This window comes from Loktanella sp. F6476L (assembly GCF_023015725.1).
Lineage (GTDB): Bacteria > Pseudomonadota > Alphaproteobacteria > Rhodobacterales > Rhodobacteraceae > Yoonia.
Genome location: NZ_JALKAR010000001.1, coordinates 778,892 through 800,477, shown reverse-complemented (window position 1 = coordinate 800,477; position 21,586 = coordinate 778,892). Strand labels below are relative to the sequence as shown.

The following is a 21,586-nucleotide window of genomic DNA, read 5'->3' as shown; positions in this document are numbered from 1 at the left end:
CGCACCCGCAAATGCGCAACATGATGACGTAGTCCAACCATGCCAAACACTTATGTTGCGTGCTTGATCTTAGGCACCGCCCTGATATGACACCTCCAACGCCAAATTTAGCCCGATAGGACCTTTCCCTTGGATATTGCAGCCCTGCGTGAAGCAAACCCTGACCACTGGATGAAAGCAGCCGCCATTCGCGCGCTGACACTCGATGCAGTAGCCGCCGCGAACTCTGGCCACTCTGGCATGCCGATTGGCATGGCTGATGTTGCAACGGTTTTGTACCAAAACCACCTGAACTTTGACCCAAAAGCACCTGATTGGGCGGACCGCGACCGGTTCATCCTGTCTGCGGGTCACGGATCCATGTTGCTGTATTCTTTGATGTACCTGACTGGTTATGAAGACATCACCCTTCAGGAAATTAAGGATTTCCGTCAGTGGGGCGCAAAGACTGCTGGCCACCCTGAATACGGCCATGCACGCGGCATCGAGACCACAACAGGTCCATTGGGCCAGGGCATCGCGAATTCCGTCGGTTTCGCAATCGCCGAAGAAATCCAGCGTGCCACATGGGGCAAGAACATCGTCAACCACTTCACTTACGTGATCGCGGGCGACGGGTGCTTGATGGAAGGCGTATCTCAGGAAGCGTTGTCTCTTGCTGGTATGCAAGAACTGTCCCACCTGATCGTGTTCTGGGACAACAACAACATCACAATCGACGGCACCGTTGATATTGCGGACAAAACCAACCAGCCGCAGCGCTTTGCGGCGTCAGGTTGGCATGTGCTGGAAATTGACGGTCATGATCCAAAGGCGATTGATGCTGCGATCATCGAAGCGAAGAAAGATCCGCGCCCGTCCATGATCGCCTGCAAAACCCACATCGCGCTGGGTCACGCCGCACAAGATACATCCAAAGGCCACGGCGCTTTGACTGACGCGCAGCAAATGGCCGACGCAAAAGCCGCATACGGTTGGACAACTGGCCCGTTTGAAGTCCCTGCGGACATCAAAAAAGGCTGGGAAGACATGGCGACACGCGGTCAAGCGGCGCACGCCGACTGGCAAGCCCGTTTCGATAAACTGTCCGGCACAAAGCAGGCGGAATTCAAACGCCAGTACGCTGGTGAAGCGCCAGCCAAGCTGTCCGCGGTGATCCGTGCCTTCAAAAAGCAAACGACCGAAGGTGCGCCAAAGATGGCGACGCGGAAGTCGTCTGAGAAGACATTGGAAGTGATCAACGCGATCATGCCGGAAACGATTGGTGGTTCTGCTGACCTGACAGGGTCTAACAACACCAAAACAGCCGACATGGGCGTTTTCCACCCGACTAACCGCAAAGGCCGTTACGTTTACTACGGTGTGCGTGAACACGGCATGGCGGCTGCGATGAACGGCATGGCGCTGCACGGTGGCGCAAAACCATACGGCGGTACGTTCATGTGCTTCACCGACTATGCGCGTGGGTCCATGCGTCTGTCCGCACTGATGGGCGTGCCTGTGACTTACGTCATGACACACGATTCCATTGGTCTGGGCGAAGATGGCCCTACCCACCAGCCGGTTGAGCACCTTGCTATGATGCGTGCGACACCGAACACCAACGTTTTCCGTCCTGCGGATACGGTGGAAACGGCTGAAGCGTGGGAAATGGCGCTGACATCACAAAGCACACCACACGTTCTGTGCCTGTCTCGTCAGAACCTGCCGACAGTCCGTACTTCGCACAAGACAAAGAACTTGTCTGCGCAAGGCGGCTACGTTCTGGCAGAGGCTGAGAACAAGCGTAAAGCTATCATCATGGCGTCCGGGTCTGAAGTCGAAGTGGCACTGGCCGCAAAAGACCTGCTCGAAGCTGAAGGCATCGGCGCACGCGTCGTGTCCATGCCGTGTATGGAACTGTTTGCGCAGCAAGACGAAAGCTACCGCAAGCGCGTGCTACCAGCGGGTCCGGTTCGGGTCGCGGTTGAAGCCGGCGTGCAGCAAGGTTGGGATCAATGGTTGCTTGGCGAACGCGGTAACCACAAGAAAGCCGCATTTGTTGGTATGACTGGCTTCGGAGCCTCTGCACCTGCTGAAACTTTGTTCGAAAAGTTCGGCATCACGGCAGCGGATGTAGCCAAAGCGGTCAAAGACCTGCTTTAAATCTTTATATACAGACGGGCAGGACATCCCTGCCCGTCTGTCCCCACAGATAGTTAAGGTCACTTTATGCATCGTCTGACAATCGCGCTTCTTGCACTTGTGACCGTCAGTGCATGTGCGGCCCCAGTCGAAACGATCAGCAAACGACCAGCTATCATCCCCAAAGCAATTCAGCCGCAACCGACGTCTTTTGCGCCACCGCCTGCAGAACAGGCTAGCATTGATAATTTTGCGCGGTCCTTCCTGAACAGCATCCAGACCCAATCAATCCGAGAACGTCGTGAATTCTGCGGCTTTTTCTTCCGTGATGGCGCAGGTCACTTGCAGGCGACTGCACCACGGCGCGGCACCTTTGCGAGCTGCAACATGCCGGTGCCACAACGGCGCGATAACATCATCGCGTCCTACCACACGCACGGCGCTTATGGTCCGCAGTACGATAACGAAGTGCCGTCTACGACTGATCTGTTGTCCGATTTCCAGCTTGGCGTCGATGGCTACGTATCGACACCGGGTGGCCGGGTTTGGCGGGTCTCAAACGCCAACCGCGATACGTCTCAGGTCTGCGGCCTTGGCTGTGTGATCCGCGATCCGGGCTTTGTGCCCCGCAACGAAAATCAGGTCCGCCAAAGGTATACGGTTGCGACCCTGGCCCAACGCAGCGGCGTTTAACCAACCCGCACGATTCGCGGCGCGCCGCGTTACGATAGCGCAATCCGTTAGCGTTAACGTCCCGACATGGCCAATGATAGCGCCAACCGTTACCGTTAACATACTGATTTATCACGGCTTTGATCTTTGTGAACATCTGCATACAAGTTATAGCAGACCCAACTTTTGGAAAGGTTTGGGTCATGACTGTCACGATTGGTATCAACGGATTTGGGCGCATCGGGCGCTGCACTTTGGCACACATCACAGAGGCCGCGCGCAACGACGTTCAGGTCGTCCGCATCAACGCGACTGGCCCGATTGAGACAAACGCCCACCTTCTGAAATACGACAGTGTGCATGGCCGTTTTGGCAGCCCAGTCAAAGTCAAAGATCAAACAATTGATCTGGGCCGCGGCCCTATTGATGTGATGTCGTCATACGATCCGGAAACGCTTGATTGGTCCGGTTGCGATGTCGTTCTGGAATGCACCGGCAAATTCAACGACGGACAGAAGGCTGACGTTCACCTGCGTCAAGGCGCAAAGAAGGTCCTGATTTCTGCCCCTGCCAAAAACGTGGAACGCACCGTCGTCTACGGTGTGAACCACCGCCAATTGCTTGCCAATGATCGCATGGTATCGAACGGATCCTGCACCACGAACTGCCTTGCCCCGCTTGCCAAGGTACTGAACGATGAAATCGGGATCGAACGCGGTATCATGACCACAATCCACAGCTACACAGGGGATCAGCCAACACTGGACCGCCGCCATTCAGACCTATACCGCGCCCGTGCCGCAGCCATGGCGATGATCCCCACGTCGACGGGTGCCGCCAAAGCACTGAGCGAAGTCTTGCCGGAACTGGAAGGCAAACTCGACGGCACGGCCATGCGGGTCCCTACCCCGAACGTCTCGGCGGTTGATCTGACGTTTGAAGCGGGCAAATCCGTCAGCGTCGAAGACGTTAACGCGATAATGGCTGAAGCGGCTGGTGGCTACATGGGCATGGTCATGTCTTACGACGACGAAGCCAAAGTCAGCATCGACTTTAACCACACCACACAAAGCTGCATTTTTGCGCCAGACCAGACCAAAGTCGTGGGCGGCAAAACCGTGCGCGTTTTGGCGTGGTACGATAACGAATGGGGCTTCTCAGCGCGGATGGCCGATGTCGCGGCGGCCATGGGTCGGATGCACTAAACCACAGTTCGGCATTTTCGAAAAAATTGCCTTTAATGCGCCGTAGTTACATGAAATGGCGCATCCAAATTATTTTGGATGTGACCATGCGCTATTTTGCTATTCTTTCTGTTCTTGCCATTTCCGCTTGTTCTTCGGAGACCAGCACCTTTGAAATTAACGGTGAATCCGTCACCCGTGCTGAATTCGAAGAATATACGCGCGGTTCGCAAACACCCACTGCAGTCGACAGCGTCGCAGACAGCGGGAATGATCTGAGCAATCTTGATCCGGCCTTTGGCGATCTTGCTGACCAGCTCGCGATCCTCGAGGACGCATCGATTGGAAGCCGCAGCAATTCCGCATGGACCGCTGTCCCCACCTCTGGATCGGGTACATTCGAAGGCGTTATCGTCGCGTCCACGTCTGGCGTGCCTGCAGTGAACTATTCGGCAAGCGCCGAAACTACTATTTCGGTCGATTTCTTGGAAAACACGCTGACGGCAGAAAACGGCCAGTTTGTATTGCTAGATGGGAACCTTGAACCGGTCGAAACGCTTAACGGTGATCTTGGGATTTCGCGCGGTTCTATCCGTGGCAGCCGTCAGAACTCTGTCGAGATGTCTGTCAGCGGCACATTGACGGGCGACACCACAACGATGTTCGTCACAGGTGATTTGACAGGTAGTTTCAAAGCATCACCGATCCAAGGCTTGACGGCTGGGACTGGTGACGCAACTGGGATCGTCAATGGTGTTGGTGCCCCAACAACCGTGATTGCAATCGAAGCTCTATCCACAAATTAAGATCATGAGGGTAAGGTCGCACGCATGACCAATCAAATTGCCATCGGGCTTGCGATCTTTATCGTCGGTTTCTTTCTACTGGATCATTTTGTATTCCATTTGGATGCTATGACTGTTGTTCTGCGCAAGATCGTGGGTGCTGTGAAATTCATGGCGTTTTGGCGTTAAGCAGACTGCCCGCAGAAACCGAGCCCCATCTTATCTGGCAAAAGCGGCGCACCCACATGTGGTAAGCCAAACGGCCGTCATCAGAGGTCATAAATCCGCGCGCCCTGTGATTTTAGGCCTGCAGGCCATCACGAAACCTAATCTGCGGTTGACCTTTCGGCATAAATCGCAATGTTAGCGCCAACAGCGGGCATACCCGCACTCACATCTTTGGAGAACCTCCCCATGGCAGTCAAAGTAGCGATTAACGGTTTCGGACGTATCGGACGGAACGTATTGCGGGCCATCATTGAATCCGGTCGTACAGACATCGAAGTTATTGCAATCAACGACCTTGGTCCTGTTGAAACAAACGCACACTTGCTGCGGTTCGATTCCGTGCACGGCAAGTTCCCTGCAACTGTGACGACCACAGAAGACACAATCGACGTGGGCCGCGGTCCGATGAAAGTCACAGCGATCCGCAACCCAGCGGACCTGCCATGGTCTGACGTCGACGTGGTTCTGGAATGCACAGGTATCTTCACATCCAAAGAAGCCTGCCAAGCGCACCTTGATAACGGGTCCAAGCGCGTGCTGATTTCTGCACCAGGTAAAGACGCGGACAAAACTATTGTGTTCGGCGTGAACGATGGCGCATTGACTGCAGACGACATCGTTGTGTCTAACGCATCTTGCACAACAAACTGCCTGTCCCCTGTTGCCAAGGTACTGAACGACGCTGTCGGGATCACCAAAGGTTTCATGACAACCATCCACAGCTACACAGGCGACCAGCCGACATTGGACACCATGCACAAGGACCTGTACCGCGCCCGCGCCGCAGCCCTGTCCATGATCCCGACATCCACTGGCGCAGCGAAAGCGGTTGGTCTGGTACTGCCAGAACTGAATGGCATCCTTGACGGTGTTGCGATCCGCGTTCCAACACCAAACGTGTCTGTTGTTGACCTGACATTTGAAGCGTCCCGCGCGACAACCGTGGAAGAAGTGAACAACGCGATCATTGCAGCTGCAGACGCTGGCCCGCTGAAGGGCATTCTGGGTTACACTGATCTGCCAAACGTCAGCACCGACTTTAACCACGACCCACGGTCTTCCATCTTCCACCTTGACCAGACAAAGGTTCTGGACGGCAACATGGTGCGTATCCTGACGTGGTACGACAACGAATGGGGCTTCTCCAACCGGATGAGCGATACAGCCGTTGCGATGGGCAAATTTCTGTAAGGCCTAAGCCTTCAGCACAAATGAAAGGGCCGTCCTGTTATCAGGGCGGCCCTTATATTTTGTGACGTAAGCCATGCGTTTTGCGCAATTCGGTTATCGCTAACGGTCAGTTGTGCTGCAGTGCAGCACGACCCATATTGAGGGCAGGCAGGAGAAAAGCCTGACGTTACAAAGCGATAATCTGAAGGAGAACGCTATGACTGTACTGAACTTCGTCCGCGACACACTTCAAAAACGCGCGACATATGCAAAGACCAAATACGAGTTGGAAAGCATGTCTGCCCATACAGCGATGGACCTTGGTCTGTTCCGAGAAGACGCCGCGAAAATCGCAAGCAAAGCGATCTACGGGTAATCCAGCGGGCCCACATGGCCTTGAATGAACACCAGCCGCGCCTTACGAGGGGCGGCTTTCGTGTTTCTATTGTGCGTGGGACTGGGACGTCTGTACGATTGCCGAATACTTCGGCAATCTTGCGCGGACTTAAGCGTATGAGACGGTTTTCATTGGCATTGGACGACGGCGTTCTGTGCTTCTGTCATTGAAAGCGACGACGTTGTTGATGCGTTTCTGCAGAAGCAGTGGACGAACGCTTCTAAAGGTTGCGGTCTTAGCGGCGGCGCGTGCTGTGCCTTCGGCCCGGGACTTTGCGAGTGCCTCTAGTGCGATAATACGGCCTGCGCGAGCTTTCATTGCGAGTAGCATGTTATTTCCTCCAGTTTCGTTGTTGCATTAACCATGGAGAAATTTGTGACGCCACGTCAGACCAAAATCTGTATAGTTTTGTCTGCAATGGTGCAGGAAATATCCAAAAGGTTAGTTCTGCACTGATCAAATCGGTATTTTTCGATCATTTTACGCCAAAAAGAGCGAAACCGGACGCACGTTACGGCGTCGGGATTCCAAAATTCTAATGATTATTCGCACCATCAACCCGCTGACGGGCCAATTGTGCGGGCGTTGTTCCAGGAAATTAGAGCATTCATTCAAGATTCGAACTTGAACAAGATATGCAGCGGTTGGGTCAACCGCCGACATTAACTAAACAGTTTACACGCGTTCCCCGTCAGGAAAGCCTATTTGCCCAGTTTTGCCAGCAATTGGTCTTTGACCGCAGGTGGTACAAACTTGGTCACATCCCCGCCAAGGCGTGCGATTTCCTTGACCAGCTTGGACGCAATCGCTTGGTTCTTGGCATCAGCCATCAAGAATACCGTTTCGATCGAATGATCCATGGCGCGGTTCATGCCGACCATCTGATATTCGTATTCAAAATCAGCCACCGCCCGCAGACCGCGCACGATGACTGACGCGCCCACATCGCGGGCGCAATCGATCAACAGGTTTTCAAACGGATGCACCACGATTTCGCAGCCCACGTTTTGACCAAGCGGAACACATTCCGCTTCGACCATCGCTACGCGTTCTTCCAGCGTAAAAAGCGGACCTTTATCACGGTTGATTGCAACGCCGATGACCAAACGGTCAACAAGCGTACACGCCCTGCGGATAATGTCGGTATGGCCATGAGTGACCGGATCAAACGTGCCGGGATAGAGACCAGTGCGCATGGCGAAACCTTTCGTAAGTCTTGGCCGCACGCAACATTATTGCGCGGTGGATTGCAACCGGAAAATACAGATCTAAGGCCAGGTCTTCTAGTGGCCCATAATCATGCCCTGCAGCGCGTCCTTCTCCATTGACAGTTCAGCGAGACGCGCTTTGACAACGTCGCCGATCGAGATCAACCCGATCATCTTGTTGCCATCCATGACAGGCATGTGCCGGAACCGTCCTTCGGTCATTTTACCAAGTACGGTATCGGCTTGGTCTGTCGGGGAACATGTGATGATCTTGGCGGTCATCAATTCAGTGACCTTTTCCGACAAACAGCCGGTTCCGTTTGCGCCCAAGGCCCGCACAATGTCGCGTTCTGACAAGATACCCTCAAGGGCTGCACCATCAGATGACACAACCAGCGTACCAATCTTCTTTTGAGACAGAACTTTGGCGGCATCACCGACGGTCACATCAGGTTTCACCGATATCACGCCGCCTTCCGGCTTTGTTTCCAATATCTTACTGACCAACATGATTTCGCCCTCCGCTTGTATTCCGTAAGTTTAGCGTCGCGCACATGCGGCTATCCTGTCAAGTCTACAGCCGCCTCTAGGCGGGTTACTTCGGCTGACATGCCCGCGCTCAGCGCTTCTGCAAAGCGCGATAGGCGCTCTGATTGGCGGTCAGATCGGTGGCGGACCAGATACAACGTGCGGCGCAAACTGACCTGATCCGTCAGGACCCGCCGCAGTTCGGGGGCCGCGTGAAGCGCAAAATCATGGACAAAGCCGACGCCGCCGTGGCGCAGCATCTGTACTTGAACGGCGACGGAATTCGATGCCATCGCAACTGACCGCGTGCCAATTTCACCTAAGTAGTCGAGTTCCTTGTCGAAAATCATATCTGGAATGTACCCAACGATCCGCCGTTCCGTCAGATCGGACAATTCCGAAATCTGCGGTGCGTCGGCCCTTTGGGCGAGATGCAGTTTATAATCGGTGATCGGTTCAACTGTCAGACGCTGTGCGGCGGGCGGGCTGACCGTGACGGCCATATCGGCCTCGCGTTGCGATAGGTTCACGACGCGCGGCAAGGCGAGTATCTGCACCTCGAGACCGGGGTTCTCCGCCTGTATCTTGGCGACGACCTGCGGCAGCACATAATTCGCAACGCCATCTGGCGATCCGATCCTGATCTGCCCTGTCAGGCCGCGCGTCCCGCCCTGCCCTTCATCCAGCGCTAAGGCCAACGCCTCTTCCGCTTCTGTGGCTCTGTCACGCATCCGCTGACCAAGGTCTGTCAGCGCATAACCTTGCGGCGATTTCACAAACAAGGGTGCGCCCACAGCCAATTCCAATCGCGCGACACGCCGTCCAACGGTTGCTGGATCCATCTTTAAAACAGGCGCTGCGCCTGACAGGCCCGCCGCCCGCGCGACTGCCAAGAATACTCTTAGATCATCCCAGTTCTGCACCATACACCCATACATTTTTGCAAAATGATTTTGGCATATTGACGCTTTTACATGCATTTCCGCAAGGCTAGACTGTACGAAATCAGGAGGAGATTTCCATGCAAGAATTGACCCATTACATCGGCGGCGAACATGTCAAAGGCACGTCCGGCCGTTTTGCTGACGTTTTCAACCCGGCCACAGGCGAAGTTCAGGCCAAGGTGCCGCTTGCCAGCCCTGACGAGCTGGCACGCGCTGTTGAAGTCGCCCAAGCGGCGCAGCCTGCGTGGGCCGCCACGAACCCGCAGCGTCGCGCACGTGTGATGATGAAGTTCGTGTCCCTTCTGAACGACAACATGGACAAACTGGCCGAAGCCCTGTCCCGCGAGCACGGCAAGACATTGCCAGACGCCGCAGGCGACGTGCAGCGCGGCCTTGAAGTGGTTGAGTACTGCATCGGTGCCCCTGAAATGCTGAAAGGTGATTACACCGACAGCGCGGGTCCTGGCATTGATATGTATTCCATGAAACAGCCGCTTGGTGTGACGGCTGGCATTACGCCGTTCAACTTCCCTGCGATGATCCCACTTTGGATGTGTGCGCCTGCGATCGTGTGCGGCAACGCCTTTATCCTGAAGCCATCAGAGCGTGATCCATCCGTGCCATTGATGCTGGCTGGGCTGCTTGAAGAAGCCGGTTTGCCAAAAGGTATCATGCAGGTCGTGAATGGTGACAAAGAAGCCGTTGACGCCATCCTTGATCACGATGTGATCCAGTCGATCGGTTTTGTCGGCTCCACCCCGATTGCGGAATACATCTACGGTCGTGGCTGTTCCAACGGCAAACGCGTGCAGTGTTTCGGTGGTGCGAAAAACCACATGATCATCATGCCGGATGCGGACATGGACCAAGCTGCTGATGCGCTGATCGGTGCGGGCTACGGTGCGGCTGGTGAACGTTGCATGGCGATTTCGGTTGCGGTCCCAGTGGGCGAAGAAACAGCCGATAAGCTGATCGAAAAGCTGGTCCCACGGATCGAGAAACTGAAGGTCGGGCCATACACAGCAGGGACTGACGTGGACTACGGTCCTGTTGTGACTGCTGCCGCTAAGGCCAACATCCTTGGTTTGGTCGAATCCGGTGTGGCACAAGGCGCAGAGCTGGTCGTGGATGGCCGGAACTTTAACCTGCAGGGTTACGAAGACGGGTTCTTTGTTGGGCCGCATCTGTTTGACCGAGTAACAACGGATATGGACATCTATAAGAAGGAAATCTTTGGTCCGGTTCTGTCATGTGTGCGCGCGCAGACCTACGAAGAAGCGATCGGCATGGCCATTAACCATGAATACGGCAACGGCACCGCGATATTTACGCGCGACGGTGACACGGCCCGCGACTTTGCCAACCGGATCAACATCGGCATGGTTGGGATCAACGTGCCAATCCCCGTGCCATTGGCCTACCACACGTTCGGTGGCTGGAAGAAATCCGTCTTTGGTGATCTGAACCAGCATGGACCGGACGCTTTCAAGTTCTACACACGCACGAAGACCGTCACATCGCGCTGGCCGTCGGGCATCAAAGAAGGTGGCGAATTCTCTATTCCTGTCATGGAATAATTTTTCTTTATCTTTTGTGAAACTTTTAGGGCAGCCTTTCCGTGGCTGCCCTTATACGTTCAACAGAGGATATAAATTATGACACTTTTCACACGCCGTAATGTACTTCGTCTTGCTGCGACCGCCGCTGCCGTTCCTGTGGCTGCGAAGATGGCGCAAGCTGCGACAAACCACGTTGTGACAATCAAGAACATGTCCTTTTCGCCAGCGAACCTGACGATCAAAGCGGGCGATACCGTGACGTGGGTGAACGAAGATCGCGCAGCCCACAGCGCATGGGAATCCGCGAATAACGCCTTTGACACGGGGCTGCTATCCACCGGCCAATCCGCCGCGCTGACCTTTGGTGCTGCCGGATCGTTCAACTACCGCTGCCGTCCGCACGGCAATATGCGTGGATCAATTACGATCACGAGCTAGGCTTCAACGCAAAAAATTTGGCTCCGCGCGTTTTCATTTTGACAACGCGCGGGCTTCGCGTCACTTTAGGTATTGAACACTTGTTCAATTCTGGGAGGGATGCATATGGACTTTGCTTTAACCGAAGAACAAACCGCTATTTTTGACATGGCGCAGGCCTTTGGCGCAGAGCATATTGCGCCTTTTGCCCGCCAATGGGAAGCGGACGGCACGATCCCCAAGGAGCTATGGACCGCAATCGCAGAGCTTGGCTTTGGCGGCTTGTACGTGTCCGAGGACAGCGGCGGATCGGGTCTGTCGCGCTTGGATGCTACGTTGGTGTTCGAAGCGCTTTCGCAATCCTGCGCCTCGGTCGCTGCGTTCCTGTCCATTCACAATATGTGCGCGCGCATGATCGACAACTTCGGATCAGACCCAATGAAGGCGGACCTGCTGCCTCGCGTCCTGACCATGGAGACCGTTTTGTCTTACTGCCTAACCGAACCCGGATCAGGGTCCGACGCGGCGGCGCTGAAAACGAAAGCCGTTGAAACCGGCAATGGCTACGCCCTGACGGGGACCAAGGCATTCATATCAGGCGGTGGTTATTCGGATGGCTACATCGTGATGGCCCGTACCGGCGATGATGGTCCGAAAGGCATCAGCGCGTTCTATGTGCCCGAGGGCGCTGAGGGGCTTTCGTTTGGCGGTCTCGAAGACAAAATGGGCTGGCGGTCGCAACCGACACGCCAAGTCCAGTTGGACAATTGCAACATTACTAAGGGCGATCTGCTTGGCGAAACCGGAAAAGGTTTCACATATGCGATGATGGGCTTGGATGGCGGACGGTTGAACATTGCCGCCTGTTCGCTAGGTGCTGCGCAATCAGCACTTGACCAAACAGTCGCTTATATGGGCGAGCGCAAGGCATTCGGCAAATCCATCGACCAGTTCCAAGGGCTACAATTCCGGCTCGCGGATATGGAGATCGAGATGCAAGCCGCACGTGTTTTCCTGCGCCAAGCAGCGTGGAAATTGGACAACAAAACGCCGGATGCGTCTGCGTTTTGCGCGATGGCGAAAAAGCACGTCACCGAAGTTGGCAGCCGCGTCGCGGACCAATGCCTGCAACTGCACGGTGGCTATGGCTATCTGGCCGACTATGGCATCGAGAAAATCGTGCGTGACCTACGCGTTCATCAAATTCTGGAAGGCACAAACGAGATCATGCGCGTCCTAACCGCTCGTCATGTGCTGACGAAATGAGCGATCTGATTGTTCGCATTGATGGTGTCGCGGGAAGGATCACGCTGAACCGTCCCAAGGCACTGAATGCACTGACTTGGGACTTGGTTTTGGGGATCGAAGCGGCGTTGGACGCATGGCGCGATGATGATGCCGTGCAGATCATCGTCATCGACGCGGTAGGCGACAAAGCCTTCTGTTCAGGCGGTGATATCGCAGAGATGTACGCCACTGGTAAAGCTGGCGATTTCACCTACGGCCAACGGTTTTGGCGCGATGAATACCGGTTGAACCGCAAGATTTTCCACTACGCCAAACCCGTTGTGAGCTTCCTTCATGGCTTCACGATGGGTGGTGGCGTTGGTGTCGGTTGCCATGGTTCACATCGCATCGTCGGAGAGACATCGCAGATTGCGATGCCCGAAGTCACGATTGGATTGGTGCCGGATGTTGGCGGTTCGCTGATCCTTGCTACAGCCCCCGGCCATATCGGCGAATACCTTGGGCTAACAGGCACCCGCATGGATGCGACAGATGCGATTTATGCAGGTTTTGCCGATGCTTATGTACCAGAGGACCAATGGGATGTTCTAAAAGTGCAACTCTGCGAGACAGGTGACGTAGCAAAAATTGCTGACATTGCGCAGGGTTTGCCGTCTGGTGCGCTGCAAAAGACGCAGGCTGTTATCGACGGTGTGTTTGGCCAAGACGATGTCTTTAGCAGCGCATCATCCAGCTCGGATGACGTCATTCTGGCCGCGACGAAGAAGATGCAACGCAATGCGCCGCTCGCGCTGCAGGTCACGCTTCGGATGATCCGCGCGGTTCGTGACGCACCAACCATCGAGACAGCATTGGACCACGAATTTCGCTATACGTTCCGGTCCGCGCAATACGGTGATTTTATCGAAGGTATCCGGGCCGCGATCATTGATCGCGACAGGGCGCCTGTTTGGCAACATAGTAATGTCACCAGCGTACCGGCAGCGGATACCGCAAGGATGACAGCCCCCTTGGGCGACAACGCATTGATCTGGGAGGATTAAAGAATGAAAATCGGGTTTATCGGACTGGGCAACATGGGCGCGCCAATGGCCGCAAACCTCGCCTCGGCTGGCCACGATGTCGTGGGTTTCGACACGATGGCGAAGCCGGACGGCTTGACCATGGCGGGCACTGCTGCGGCTGCCGTCGATGGCGCAGATGTGGTGATAACGATGCTGCCAAACGGTGATATTTTGCGTGCGGTGGCCGCAGATATTCATCCGGCGATGAAGGCAGGTGCCGTGCATCTGGATTGTTCAACTGTTGACGTTGCCAGCGCGCGTGCCGTTGCAGAAATGGCCGAAACCGCTGGCCTAACCGCAGTCGACGCGCCAGTGTCTGGCGGGATTGGCGGCGCTGCTGGCGGGACGCTAACGTTTATGGCGGGCGGAACCGAAGCGGGCTTCGCAACCGTGTCGCCTTTGTTCGACATCATGGGCCAGAAAGCCGTGCATTGCGGCCCTGCGGGCAATGGGCAGGCCGCGAAAATCTGCAACAACATGATCCTTGGCGTCACGATGATCGCAACCTGTGAAGCTTTTGTGCTGGCTGATAAACTGGGCCTTGATCGGCAAGCGATGTTTGACGTCGTGAGCACATCGTCCGGCTATTCATGGAGCATGAACGCCTACTGCCCTGCCCCCGGTGTTGGCCCACAAAGCCCTGCCGACAACGATTACACACCGGGTTTTGCCGCCGATTTGATGCTGAAAGATTTGCGCTTGTCGCAGATGGCTGCTGAAGCTGCAGACGCGGATACACCGATGGGGGAAGCCGCAATGGCGCTGTATCAGCGGTTTGTTGAACACGAAGACGGCGCTGGTCGCGACTTTTCCGCGATGCTGCCGCGTTTTGCTGACCGCGGGCGTAACGCGGGTTAACCTTGGTCTAAGCGGCGCGCCCTAGTCTGTCTCGGGCAGCGCCACGACGATTTCTAATGTGTCCGGAATGCTGATAACGGCCTTCGATTGCGCATCAACCGTGCCGATTGCGCAATCCAACGCGGATGCGTCGATGGTTGCGCCAATGATCGCTTCTGCCTCAAGCGTTTCGCAGACCCCGTTGATCTGAAGTGTACCGTTCTCGGTCGCGTAAAGGCTTGTTTCCGTGTAGTTAAATCCACCTAGGGTGACGGTCCCGCCTTCCAATGCCTCGGCACGGATCCGGTCGCCACTGAAGGTTCCCGCGTTGATCTGGGAGTCGTCATACGCCTTGAGCGCGCGCACATCCGGCAGCGTGACGTTCAACACGAGATCATCCTGACGCCCGTACGGAAAAATGAACCAGCGCGTATGCCGGTTCACGGCAAGCCACGGCCCGAATTTCCGCAGGTGAAACTGTTCCACGTCGCCCGAAACCGCGCTGCCTGTGATACTGATTTCATCGCCTTGCGTCACATTCACCGTGATCCCGTTACGGACTTCAATGTTTGTGATCCCTTTGAAATCGAACGTTTTCTCTTGCGCATGAAGCGGCGTCGCGACCGCGATGGCAAGGGCTGCATATTTGATCATTCGTCGTGTCCTATTCGGCGGCCACCGTTTTCGGTTTCGGCGCCAACATGTCCTTGAGGTAGCGACCCGTATGGCTTTCTTCGGCTTTCGCGACCTTCTCTGGCGTTCCTTTTGCCACAATCCGACCGCCGCCGTCACCGCCTTCTGGCCCGATGTCGATGATGTGATCAGCCGTTTTCACGACGTCAAGGTTATGTTCAATCACAACCACAGAGTTACCTTGATCAACAAGTTCGTGCAGCACCTCGAGTAGTTTGCGGACGTCTTCGAAGTGCAAACCCGTTGTCGGTTCGTCTAGGATATAGAGCGTGCGGCCCGTTGATCGCCGCGCCAGTTCTTTTGACAACTTAACGCGCTGCGCCTCACCACCAGATAGCGTTGTCGCCTGTTGGCCGACTTTGATGTAGCCAAGACCAACCCGCATCAACGCATCCATTTTTTCGCGAATGGATGGGACGGCCGTGAAGAAGGTTTGCGCATCTTCTACTGTCATATCAAGCACATCAGCGATGCTTTTGCCCTTGAATTTGATCTCCAGCGTTTCGCGGTTGTAGCGGGCCCCTTTGCAGGTTTCGCATTCCACATAGACGTCGGGCAGGAAGTGCATTTCGATCTTAATGACACCATCACCTTGGCAAGCTTCGCAGCGCCCGCCTTTGACATTGAAGGAAAAACGGCCCGGTTTGTAGCCCCGTGCTTTCGATTCAGGTAGGCCAGCGAACCAGTCGCGGATCGGCGTGAAAGCACCCGTGTAAGTTGCAGGGTTGGACCGTGGCGTCCGCCCGATTGGCCGTTGGTCGATGTCGATCACCTTATCCAGGTGTTCGAACCCTTTGATTGTCTCGCAAGGTGCCGGCGCTTTGCGCGCACCGTTCAGTTTTTGCGCGGCGTTCTTAAACAGCGTCTCAATCGTCAGCGTCGATTTCCCACCGCCGGACACGCCAGTCACGCAGACGAATTGCCCCAAGGGGAAGTCTGCCGTGACGTTTTGCAGGTTGTTACCAGTCGCCTTCACGACGGTCAGCTTCTTGCCGTTGCCCTTGCGGCGTTTCTTCGGCACGGCGATTTCGCGCGCACCTGTAAGGTATTGACCCGTAATAGATTTCGGGTCCGCCATGATGGCCGCTGGCACGCCTTCGGACACAACCTGACCGCCATGCACACCCGCCCCAGGGCCGATGTCAAAAACGTAATCGGCTTCGCGGATCGCTTCTTCATCGTGTTCGACGACGATCACGGTATTGCCTTGATCACGCAGGTTTTTCAGCGTTGTCAACAAGCGGTCATTGTCGCGCTGGTGCAGACCAATCGACGGTTCATCAAGCACGTAAAGCACGCCTGTCAGACCCGATCCGATTTGCGATGCAAGCCTGATCCGTTGGCTTTCCCCGCCCGACAACGTGCCGGAATTGCGCGACAGCGACAGGTAATCAAGGCCGACGTTGTTCAAGAACCCAAGCCGTTCGCGGATTTCTTTCAGGATCGCCTTTGCGATTTCGTTCTTTTGTGCCGTCAGCTTTTCTGGCACCGATTGGCACCAATCGTAAGCTTCTTTGATCGACAATTGCACGACTTTACCAACGTGTTCGTCGCCGATGCGCACGGCCAAAGCTTCTTCGCGCAGACGGTATCCGCCGCATGAACCGCAGGGTCTATTGCTTTGATATTGTTCGAATTCTTCACGAATCCAGTTGCTGTCTGTTTCGCGATAACGGCGCTGCATGTTCGGGATTACCCCTTCAAACACGCGCTTGACGCTATAAACCCGACCGCCTTCGTCGTAGCGGAACTGGATTTCCTCTTTGCCTGATCCGCGCAGGAATACCTCTTGGACCTTCGGATCCAAGTCTTTCCAACGCGCGTTTTTGTTGAAACCGTAATGCTTTGCTAAGGCTTCGATGGTTTGTAGGAAGTAAGGGCTTTTGCCTTTACGCCATGGGGCCAAGGCGCCGTCTGCAATCTTCAAAGTGACGTCTGGGACCACCAGTCCTTCGTCGAAGAACAATTCGACACCCAGTCCGTCACAGGATGGGCATGCACCAAAAGGCGCGTTGAATGAAAACAGCCGCGGTTCAATTTCGGGGATCGTAAAACCAGACACAGGACAGGCGAAGTTTTCAGAGAATGTGAACCGCTCCGCGTCGCCTTCGGATGGTGCTGTTTCCAGTACAGTAATGCCGTCGGCCAAGTCCAAAGCAGTGCGGAACGAATCCGCCAGCCGTGTTTCCAAACCTTCGCGCACAACGATCCGGTCAACGACCACGTCGATGTCATGGCGGAATTTCTTATCGAGGGTTGGTGGTTCGTCGAGTTCGTAAAATGCGCCGTCGACCTTAACCCGCTGGAAACCCTGCTTGCGTAATTCTAGAAATTCTTTGCGGTATTCGCCTTTGCGGTCCCGAATGATCGGTGCCAACAGATAGCCACGCGTCCCTTCCGGCAGCGCCATGACGCGGTCGACCATATCCTGCACCTGCTGGGCTTCAATCGGCAGACCGGTCGCAGGGGAATACGGCGTCCCTGCCCGTGCGTACAACAGGCGCAGGTAGTCGTAAATTTCCGTAATTGTCCCGACGGTCGAACGCGGATTTTTGGAGGTCGTTTTCTGTTCAATCGAAATCGCAGGCGACAGGCCAGAGATGTGATCAACGTCCGGTTTTTCCATCATATCAAGGAATTGGCGGGCGTAGGCCGACAGCGATTCAACGTAACGACGCTGCCCTTCGGCATAGATCGTATCGAAGGCCAGAGATGATTTGCCAGAGCCGGAAAGCCCCGTGATCACCACCAGCTGATCGCGTGGAATGTCCACGTCGATGCTTTTGAGATTGTGTTCGCGTGCGCCGCGTACTTCAATATTCTTTAGCTCAGCCATCTCGGCACGCCCCCAATTATGGCACCCTAAGGTCCGCAGCTCTACTACATAGTCACGTTGATCGTTTTCGCCAGCCCACATTTAGAACATTTGCGGAACATTAGGAAGAAAATAACGCACCCTTCTGAAAACTTAACAGGGTCAGGGTTTCCCGACCGAGGCGATTCAACACTGGAAACGACTCGCTTCGCTGTGATTGGATAGGCTTAACCATTTTTAGGAGACAAACGATGCGCATTTTCGCACCTCTCGCCTGTGGTTTGCTGCTGACAGGCACCGCAACGGCCCAAGACAACCCGAATACCATTCTTGTAATGGACGGCTCTGGGTCGATGTGGGGCCAGATTGACGGCACCGCTAAAATCACTATTGCCCAAGACGTTGTTGCCGAATTAATTGGCACGATCCCGTCGGATCAGGGCCTTGGTCTGACCGTCTATGGCCACCGCGCCCGTGGTGATTGCACTGACATTGAAACGGTCGTTGCCCCTGCCGCTGGCACCGGTCCTGCGATTGTGGATGCCGTGCGCGGGATCAAACCGCTGGGTAAAACTCCCATGACCGACGCGATCATCGCAGCAGCTGAGGCGCTGCGCTACACCGAAGACAGCGCAACTGTGATCCTTGTGTCTGACGGCGTGGAGACCTGTAACCCCGATCCATGCGCCGCCGCGCGCCTGCTGGAAGAAGCAGGTATTGATTTCACGGCCCACGTGGTCGGTTTTGATGTGGGGTCAGACCCTGACGCGTTGGCCCAAATGCAATGCATCGCGGCAGAGACCGGTGGTGATTTTCTGACGGCTGAAAATGCATTGGAACTTGGTGCGGCTTTGACCGCAGTTGTGCAAGAACCGGAACCGATCGTAACGCTACTGACGATGGAAGCGCGTCTGGCGGACGAAAATGGTCCCCTGATCGAAGATCAGATTTTGTGGAGCGTTGATGGCGCGTTTGAAAGCGAACCGGGCAATCCTTATGTCACTGATCTTATCGGAGGAAAGTACCAAGTGTCCGCCTATTGGGTTCAGAGAGAAACCGAAGTTGTGAAGATCGTTGATCTGGTGTCCGACGCCCAGACGACCACCGTGGTGTTTCCGGTCCCTGTAGAAAAAGCGCAATTGACGGGTCCTGAAACGGCTCCATTGGGGGCGACGATCATGGTTGGCTGGGACGGCCCCGACGGCGAAGACGATTACATTGGCATCGGTAAGGTCGGTGCAGACGGTGCTGACGCATGGCAGAACTATGCCTACACCCGCGACGGCAATCCGGTGTCGCTGCTGATGCCGCCAGCTGCTGGCGATTACCAAATCGCGTATTTCCAAGACGGCACGCGCGACGTCTTGGGCATCATGCCGATCACACTGACACCGATTGAGGTCACAGTGACCGCCCCGACAGAGGCAATCGCAGGATCAGATATCCCTGTGGGATGGGTCGGTCCCGATTACGATAACGACTACATCGGAATTGGAAAGGTCGGCGCGGATGGCGCAAGTGCCTGGGAAAACTACGCCTACACCCGTGACGGCGAACCTGCGACTTTGCGTGTTCCGCCGACACCCGGCGACTACGAAATCAGCTACTTTATCAACCAAGACCGCACCGTTGTGGCCACAACGCCCATCACGGTCACGGATGTTGTCGCCAGCGTATCAGCCCCAGCCGAGGCAATCGCCGGATCGGACATTCAGGTTATGTGGACCGGACCCGACTACGACGATGATTATATTGGTATCGGCAAAGTCGGCGCGACGGGTGCAAGTGCTTGGGAAAACTACGCCTACACCCGCGATGGCGATCCCGCGACCGTGACTATTCCGTCGGAACCGGGTGACTATGTGATCACCTATTTCGTAAACCAAGATCGGGTGCCGCTTGTATCCACCCCCATCACCGTCACAGCAGCAGGCGCATCCGTCACCGCACCAGTCGAGGCAATCGCGGGATCCACCCTTTCGGTTTCATGGAGCGGACCGGGCTACGATGACGACTACATCGGGATTGGCAAAGTCGGTGCCACGGGTGCAAGCCAATGGGAAAACTACACCTATGTGCGTGCGGACAGCAGCGGCACGTTATTGGCCCCTGCGGAACCCGGTGATTATGTGATCAGCTACTTTTTGAGCCAAGATCGCACAATTCTCGCCAGCACAAATATCACCCTGACTAAGATCGAAGCTGATGTGACCGCCCCGTCAGATGCACCAATGGGATCGACGATATCGGTGCAATGGCAAGGCCCTGATTATGAGGACGATTATATCGGAATCGGTAAAGCCGACGCGACGGGCGCTGGCCAGTGGGAAAACTATGCCTACACCCGCGACGGCAACCCCGCGATGGTTGTGGTGCCAGCAGAGGCTGGTGACTACGTCATTCGCTATTTTGCGCAGCAGGACCGGACGATGCTGGCATCAACGCCGATCACGGTCACGGATGTAAAAGCCCAATTGATTGCCGAAGGCACTGCAGCGGCAGCGTCCGAAATCATCGTAGGTTGGGATGGTCCTGATTATGCTGACGACTACATCGGGATCGGAAAGATCGATGCGACTGGCGGCGGACAATGGGAAACCTATGCCTACACCAATAGCGGAAACCCCGTGGCAATCGCAACACCGGACGCACCGGGCGACTACTTGATCAAGTACTTCATCGGCCAAGATCGAAAGGTAATCGCGTCAATTCCACTCCGTATCGAATAGACGGTCGATACAGCCATCTTTGGAATTACGAAAAGAAGAGGCGCGCACTAACACTGTGTCGCCTCTTACTTTTTTCACATCAAAGATGACAGGTCCCAAATTTTTTGTAAGCTAAAGATGCGATTCGAGCAGCTTTTCGAGTGTAATTTCAACTCGTACGCTCACCGACCCATTATTATGTCGGATTACGGCGGTCGTCGCGTTCTCATCGGCTATTTGTGCCGAAATGACCATTAAGGATGAAGCATTATGAATAAATTCTCTACAATATCAGCAGGCGCAGCCCTTTTCGCACTTGCAGCCTGTGGGGGTACGACTGTCGACGAAGCGATCGAAGACATTGCAAACGAATTCCAGATTTCTTCCGGTGTGCTTGACGATATTGAGTTGCCAAAAGACGAAGACCTTGCTGACCTTCCGTCTCTTGTATCGGATCTGGTGAATGAATTTGAAGAATTCAACGAAGACTACGACGTAACCTTAACATTGCCGACTGGCAGCGCAGATTACACCGGCACATTGGGCTTTCAGGTCGAAGACCAAGAGACTTACCTAGCGGGCGATTTGGACTTGATCGCCGACTTTGACGCGCTGACGTTTGACGGCACCTACAGCAATATCGCGGGCGTTTCTGAAGATGGGGACACGCTGACGGTGATCGGGAGCGTGCCGGTGGACACGACGATCCGCGATGGAAGTGACGGCGTGACATTTGACGGCACACTGTTCGGAGATGTGTCGCTTGAAGACGAAACATACAGTTTCAACGCCCTGATTGATGGCGCCTTCGGCGGCACGAATGGCGAAATCGCTGTGGCCGAAGTGTCAGGTAACATTGGGGACCCCGATGGTGGTTCTGATGAGATCTTTGGGCTCGTCACACTAGAACAAGATTAAGTCCTATGGGTGCCAACCATCTGAAAAGCGGCAGCAAAACGCCTGCCCTTTGAGTGGACCAGCATCGAGGGATTTGACCGACCGCAC

General features: G+C 55.1%; 19 protein-coding genes. 14 read left to right on the top strand and 5 right to left on the bottom strand.

All coding sequences use genetic code 11. The features are described from left to right. Positions 1-129: 129 nt before the first annotated feature. The 7 genes from tkt to MWU61_RS04000 all read left to right on the top strand — a co-directional run bounded on the left by tkt (position 130) and on the right by MWU61_RS04000 (position 6,539). Positions 130-2,145, top strand: coding sequence for a transketolase (gene tkt, locus MWU61_RS04030; protein WP_247126958.1), 2,016 nt, complete (start codon positions 130-132; stop codon positions 2,143-2,145). A gap of 66 nt (positions 2,146-2,211) precedes the next feature. Next, positions 2,212-2,817: a DUF4329 domain-containing protein gene (locus MWU61_RS04025; protein WP_247126957.1), complete on the top strand. Its 606-nt coding sequence runs from the start codon at positions 2,212-2,214 to the stop codon at positions 2,815-2,817. Between the two features lie 182 nt (positions 2,818-2,999). Then, on the top strand, positions 3,000-4,001 hold the full coding sequence (gap, locus tag MWU61_RS04020; RefSeq protein WP_247126956.1) for a type I glyceraldehyde-3-phosphate dehydrogenase: 1,002 nt from the start codon (positions 3,000-3,002) through the stop codon (positions 3,999-4,001). 86 nt (positions 4,002-4,087) lie between these two features. Next, positions 4,088-4,786 carry a hypothetical protein gene (locus tag MWU61_RS04015; protein WP_247126955.1) on the top strand — a complete coding sequence of 233 codons (699 nt, stop codon included), beginning with the start codon at positions 4,088-4,090 and terminating at the stop codon, positions 4,784-4,786. A 24-nt stretch (positions 4,787-4,810) separates the two neighbouring features. Then, positions 4,811-4,954, top strand: coding sequence for a hypothetical protein (locus MWU61_RS04010; RefSeq protein WP_247126954.1), 144 nt, complete (start codon positions 4,811-4,813; stop codon positions 4,952-4,954). A 225-nt stretch (positions 4,955-5,179) separates the two neighbouring features. Then, positions 5,180-6,184, top strand: a complete 1,005-nt coding sequence (gene gap, locus MWU61_RS04005) for a type I glyceraldehyde-3-phosphate dehydrogenase (protein ID WP_247126953.1) — start codon at positions 5,180-5,182, stop codon at positions 6,182-6,184. Positions 6,185-6,380: 196 nt separating this feature from the next. After that, on the top strand, positions 6,381-6,539 hold the full coding sequence (locus MWU61_RS04000; protein WP_247126952.1) for a hypothetical protein: 159 nt from the start codon (positions 6,381-6,383) through the stop codon (positions 6,537-6,539). Positions 6,540-7,261: 722 nt separating this feature from the next. Here MWU61_RS04000 and coaD read toward each other — a convergent pair. The 3 genes from coaD to MWU61_RS03985 all read right to left on the bottom strand — a co-directional run bounded on the left by coaD (position 7,262) and on the right by MWU61_RS03985 (position 9,222). Beyond that, the gene (gene coaD, locus MWU61_RS03995; RefSeq protein ID WP_247126951.1) at positions 7,262-7,756 is read right to left on the bottom strand and encodes a pantetheine-phosphate adenylyltransferase; all 495 of its coding nucleotides are present in this window, start codon (positions 7,754-7,756) and stop codon (positions 7,262-7,264) included. Positions 7,757-7,843: 87 nt separating this feature from the next. After that, positions 7,844-8,278 carry a CBS domain-containing protein gene (locus MWU61_RS03990; RefSeq protein ID WP_247126950.1) on the bottom strand — a complete coding sequence of 145 codons (435 nt, stop codon included), beginning with the start codon at positions 8,276-8,278 and terminating at the stop codon, positions 7,844-7,846. A gap of 50 nt (positions 8,279-8,328) precedes the next feature. Continuing rightward, complete coding sequence (locus MWU61_RS03985; protein WP_247126949.1) at positions 8,329-9,222, bottom strand: LysR family transcriptional regulator; 894 nt, start codon at positions 9,220-9,222, stop codon at positions 8,329-8,331. Between the two features lie 95 nt (positions 9,223-9,317). Here MWU61_RS03985 and MWU61_RS03980 point away from each other — a divergent pair, with 95 nt between their 5' ends. The 5 genes from MWU61_RS03980 (at position 9,318) to mmsB (ending at position 14,386) form a co-directional block, all read left to right on the top strand. Beyond that, entirely contained in the window at positions 9,318-10,817 is a 1,500-nt protein-coding gene (locus tag MWU61_RS03980; RefSeq protein WP_247126948.1) for a CoA-acylating methylmalonate-semialdehyde dehydrogenase, read from the top strand. Positions 10,818-10,895: 78 nt separating this feature from the next. Then, positions 10,896-11,237 carry a cupredoxin family copper-binding protein gene (locus MWU61_RS03975; protein WP_247126947.1) on the top strand — a complete coding sequence of 114 codons (342 nt, stop codon included), beginning with the start codon at positions 10,896-10,898 and terminating at the stop codon, positions 11,235-11,237. 105 nt (positions 11,238-11,342) lie between these two features. Further along, on the top strand, positions 11,343-12,482 hold the full coding sequence (locus MWU61_RS03970) for an acyl-CoA dehydrogenase family protein (RefSeq protein ID WP_247126946.1): 1,140 nt from the start codon (positions 11,343-11,345) through the stop codon (positions 12,480-12,482). Then, entirely contained in the window at positions 12,479-13,507 is a 1,029-nt protein-coding gene (locus MWU61_RS03965; RefSeq protein ID WP_247126945.1) for an enoyl-CoA hydratase/isomerase family protein, read from the top strand. The genes MWU61_RS03970 and MWU61_RS03965 overlap by 4 nt, the downstream gene beginning before the upstream one ends. Positions 13,508-13,510: 3 nt before the next feature. After that, positions 13,511-14,386 (top strand): 3-hydroxyisobutyrate dehydrogenase, encoded by an 876-nt coding sequence (gene mmsB / locus MWU61_RS03960; RefSeq protein WP_247126944.1) that lies wholly within the window; start codon positions 13,511-13,513, stop codon positions 14,384-14,386. 21 nt (positions 14,387-14,407) lie between these two features. Here the strand turns inward: mmsB and MWU61_RS03955 are convergent, their stop codons facing one another. Continuing rightward, positions 14,408-15,019, bottom strand: coding sequence for a DUF2807 domain-containing protein (locus MWU61_RS03955; protein ID WP_247126943.1), 612 nt, complete (start codon positions 15,017-15,019; stop codon positions 14,408-14,410). 10 nt (positions 15,020-15,029) lie between these two features. Continuing rightward, on the bottom strand, positions 15,030-17,894 hold the full coding sequence (gene uvrA / locus MWU61_RS03950; RefSeq protein ID WP_247126942.1) for an excinuclease ABC subunit UvrA: 2,865 nt from the start codon (positions 17,892-17,894) through the stop codon (positions 15,030-15,032). A gap of 230 nt (positions 17,895-18,124) precedes the next feature. Here uvrA and MWU61_RS03945 point away from each other — a divergent pair, with 230 nt between their 5' ends. Next, positions 18,125-20,602, top strand: a complete 2,478-nt coding sequence (locus tag MWU61_RS03945; protein WP_247126941.1) for a VWA domain-containing protein — start codon at positions 18,125-18,127, stop codon at positions 20,600-20,602. Positions 20,603-20,851: 249 nt separating this feature from the next. Further along, positions 20,852-21,499, top strand: coding sequence for a hypothetical protein (locus MWU61_RS03940; RefSeq protein WP_247126940.1), 648 nt, complete (start codon positions 20,852-20,854; stop codon positions 21,497-21,499). Positions 21,500-21,586 lie beyond the last annotated feature (87 nt).

Bases quoted from the DNA above. Each gene is read 5' to 3' on its own strand.
- MWU61_RS03945 (WP_247126941.1), top strand. From the start codon at position 18,125: ATGCGCATTTTCGCACCTCTCGCCTGTGGTTTGCTGCTGACAGGCACC.
- uvrA (WP_247126942.1), bottom strand. From the start codon at position 17,894: ATGGCTGAGCTAAAGAATATTGAAGTACGCGGCGCACGCGAACACAAT.
- MWU61_RS04010 (WP_247126954.1), top strand. From the start codon at position 4,811: ATGACCAATCAAATTGCCATCGGGCTTGCGATCTTTATCGTCGGTTTC.
- MWU61_RS03985 (WP_247126949.1), bottom strand. From the start codon at position 9,222: ATGGTGCAGAACTGGGATGATCTAAGAGTATTCTTGGCAGTCGCGCGG.
- MWU61_RS03955 (WP_247126943.1), bottom strand. From the start codon at position 15,019: ATGATCAAATATGCAGCCCTTGCCATCGCGGTCGCGACGCCGCTTCAT.
- MWU61_RS03975 (WP_247126947.1), top strand. From the start codon at position 10,896: ATGACACTTTTCACACGCCGTAATGTACTTCGTCTTGCTGCGACCGCC.
- MWU61_RS03970 (WP_247126946.1), top strand. From the start codon at position 11,343: ATGGACTTTGCTTTAACCGAAGAACAAACCGCTATTTTTGACATGGCG.
- gap (WP_247126953.1), top strand. From the start codon at position 5,180: ATGGCAGTCAAAGTAGCGATTAACGGTTTCGGACGTATCGGACGGAAC.
- MWU61_RS03980 (WP_247126948.1), top strand. From the start codon at position 9,318: ATGCAAGAATTGACCCATTACATCGGCGGCGAACATGTCAAAGGCACG.
- mmsB (WP_247126944.1), top strand. From the start codon at position 13,511: ATGAAAATCGGGTTTATCGGACTGGGCAACATGGGCGCGCCAATGGCC.
- MWU61_RS04015 (WP_247126955.1), top strand. From the start codon at position 4,088: ATGCGCTATTTTGCTATTCTTTCTGTTCTTGCCATTTCCGCTTGTTCT.
- MWU61_RS04025 (WP_247126957.1), top strand. From the start codon at position 2,212: ATGCATCGTCTGACAATCGCGCTTCTTGCACTTGTGACCGTCAGTGCA.
- MWU61_RS03990 (WP_247126950.1), bottom strand. From the start codon at position 8,278: ATGTTGGTCAGTAAGATATTGGAAACAAAGCCGGAAGGCGGCGTGATA.
- MWU61_RS03965 (WP_247126945.1), top strand. From the start codon at position 12,479: ATGAGCGATCTGATTGTTCGCATTGATGGTGTCGCGGGAAGGATCACG.
- gap (WP_247126956.1), top strand. From the start codon at position 3,000: ATGACTGTCACGATTGGTATCAACGGATTTGGGCGCATCGGGCGCTGC.
- MWU61_RS03940 (WP_247126940.1), top strand. From the start codon at position 20,852: ATGAATAAATTCTCTACAATATCAGCAGGCGCAGCCCTTTTCGCACTT.
- MWU61_RS04000 (WP_247126952.1), top strand. From the start codon at position 6,381: ATGACTGTACTGAACTTCGTCCGCGACACACTTCAAAAACGCGCGACA.
- coaD (WP_247126951.1), bottom strand. From the start codon at position 7,756: ATGCGCACTGGTCTCTATCCCGGCACGTTTGATCCGGTCACTCATGGC.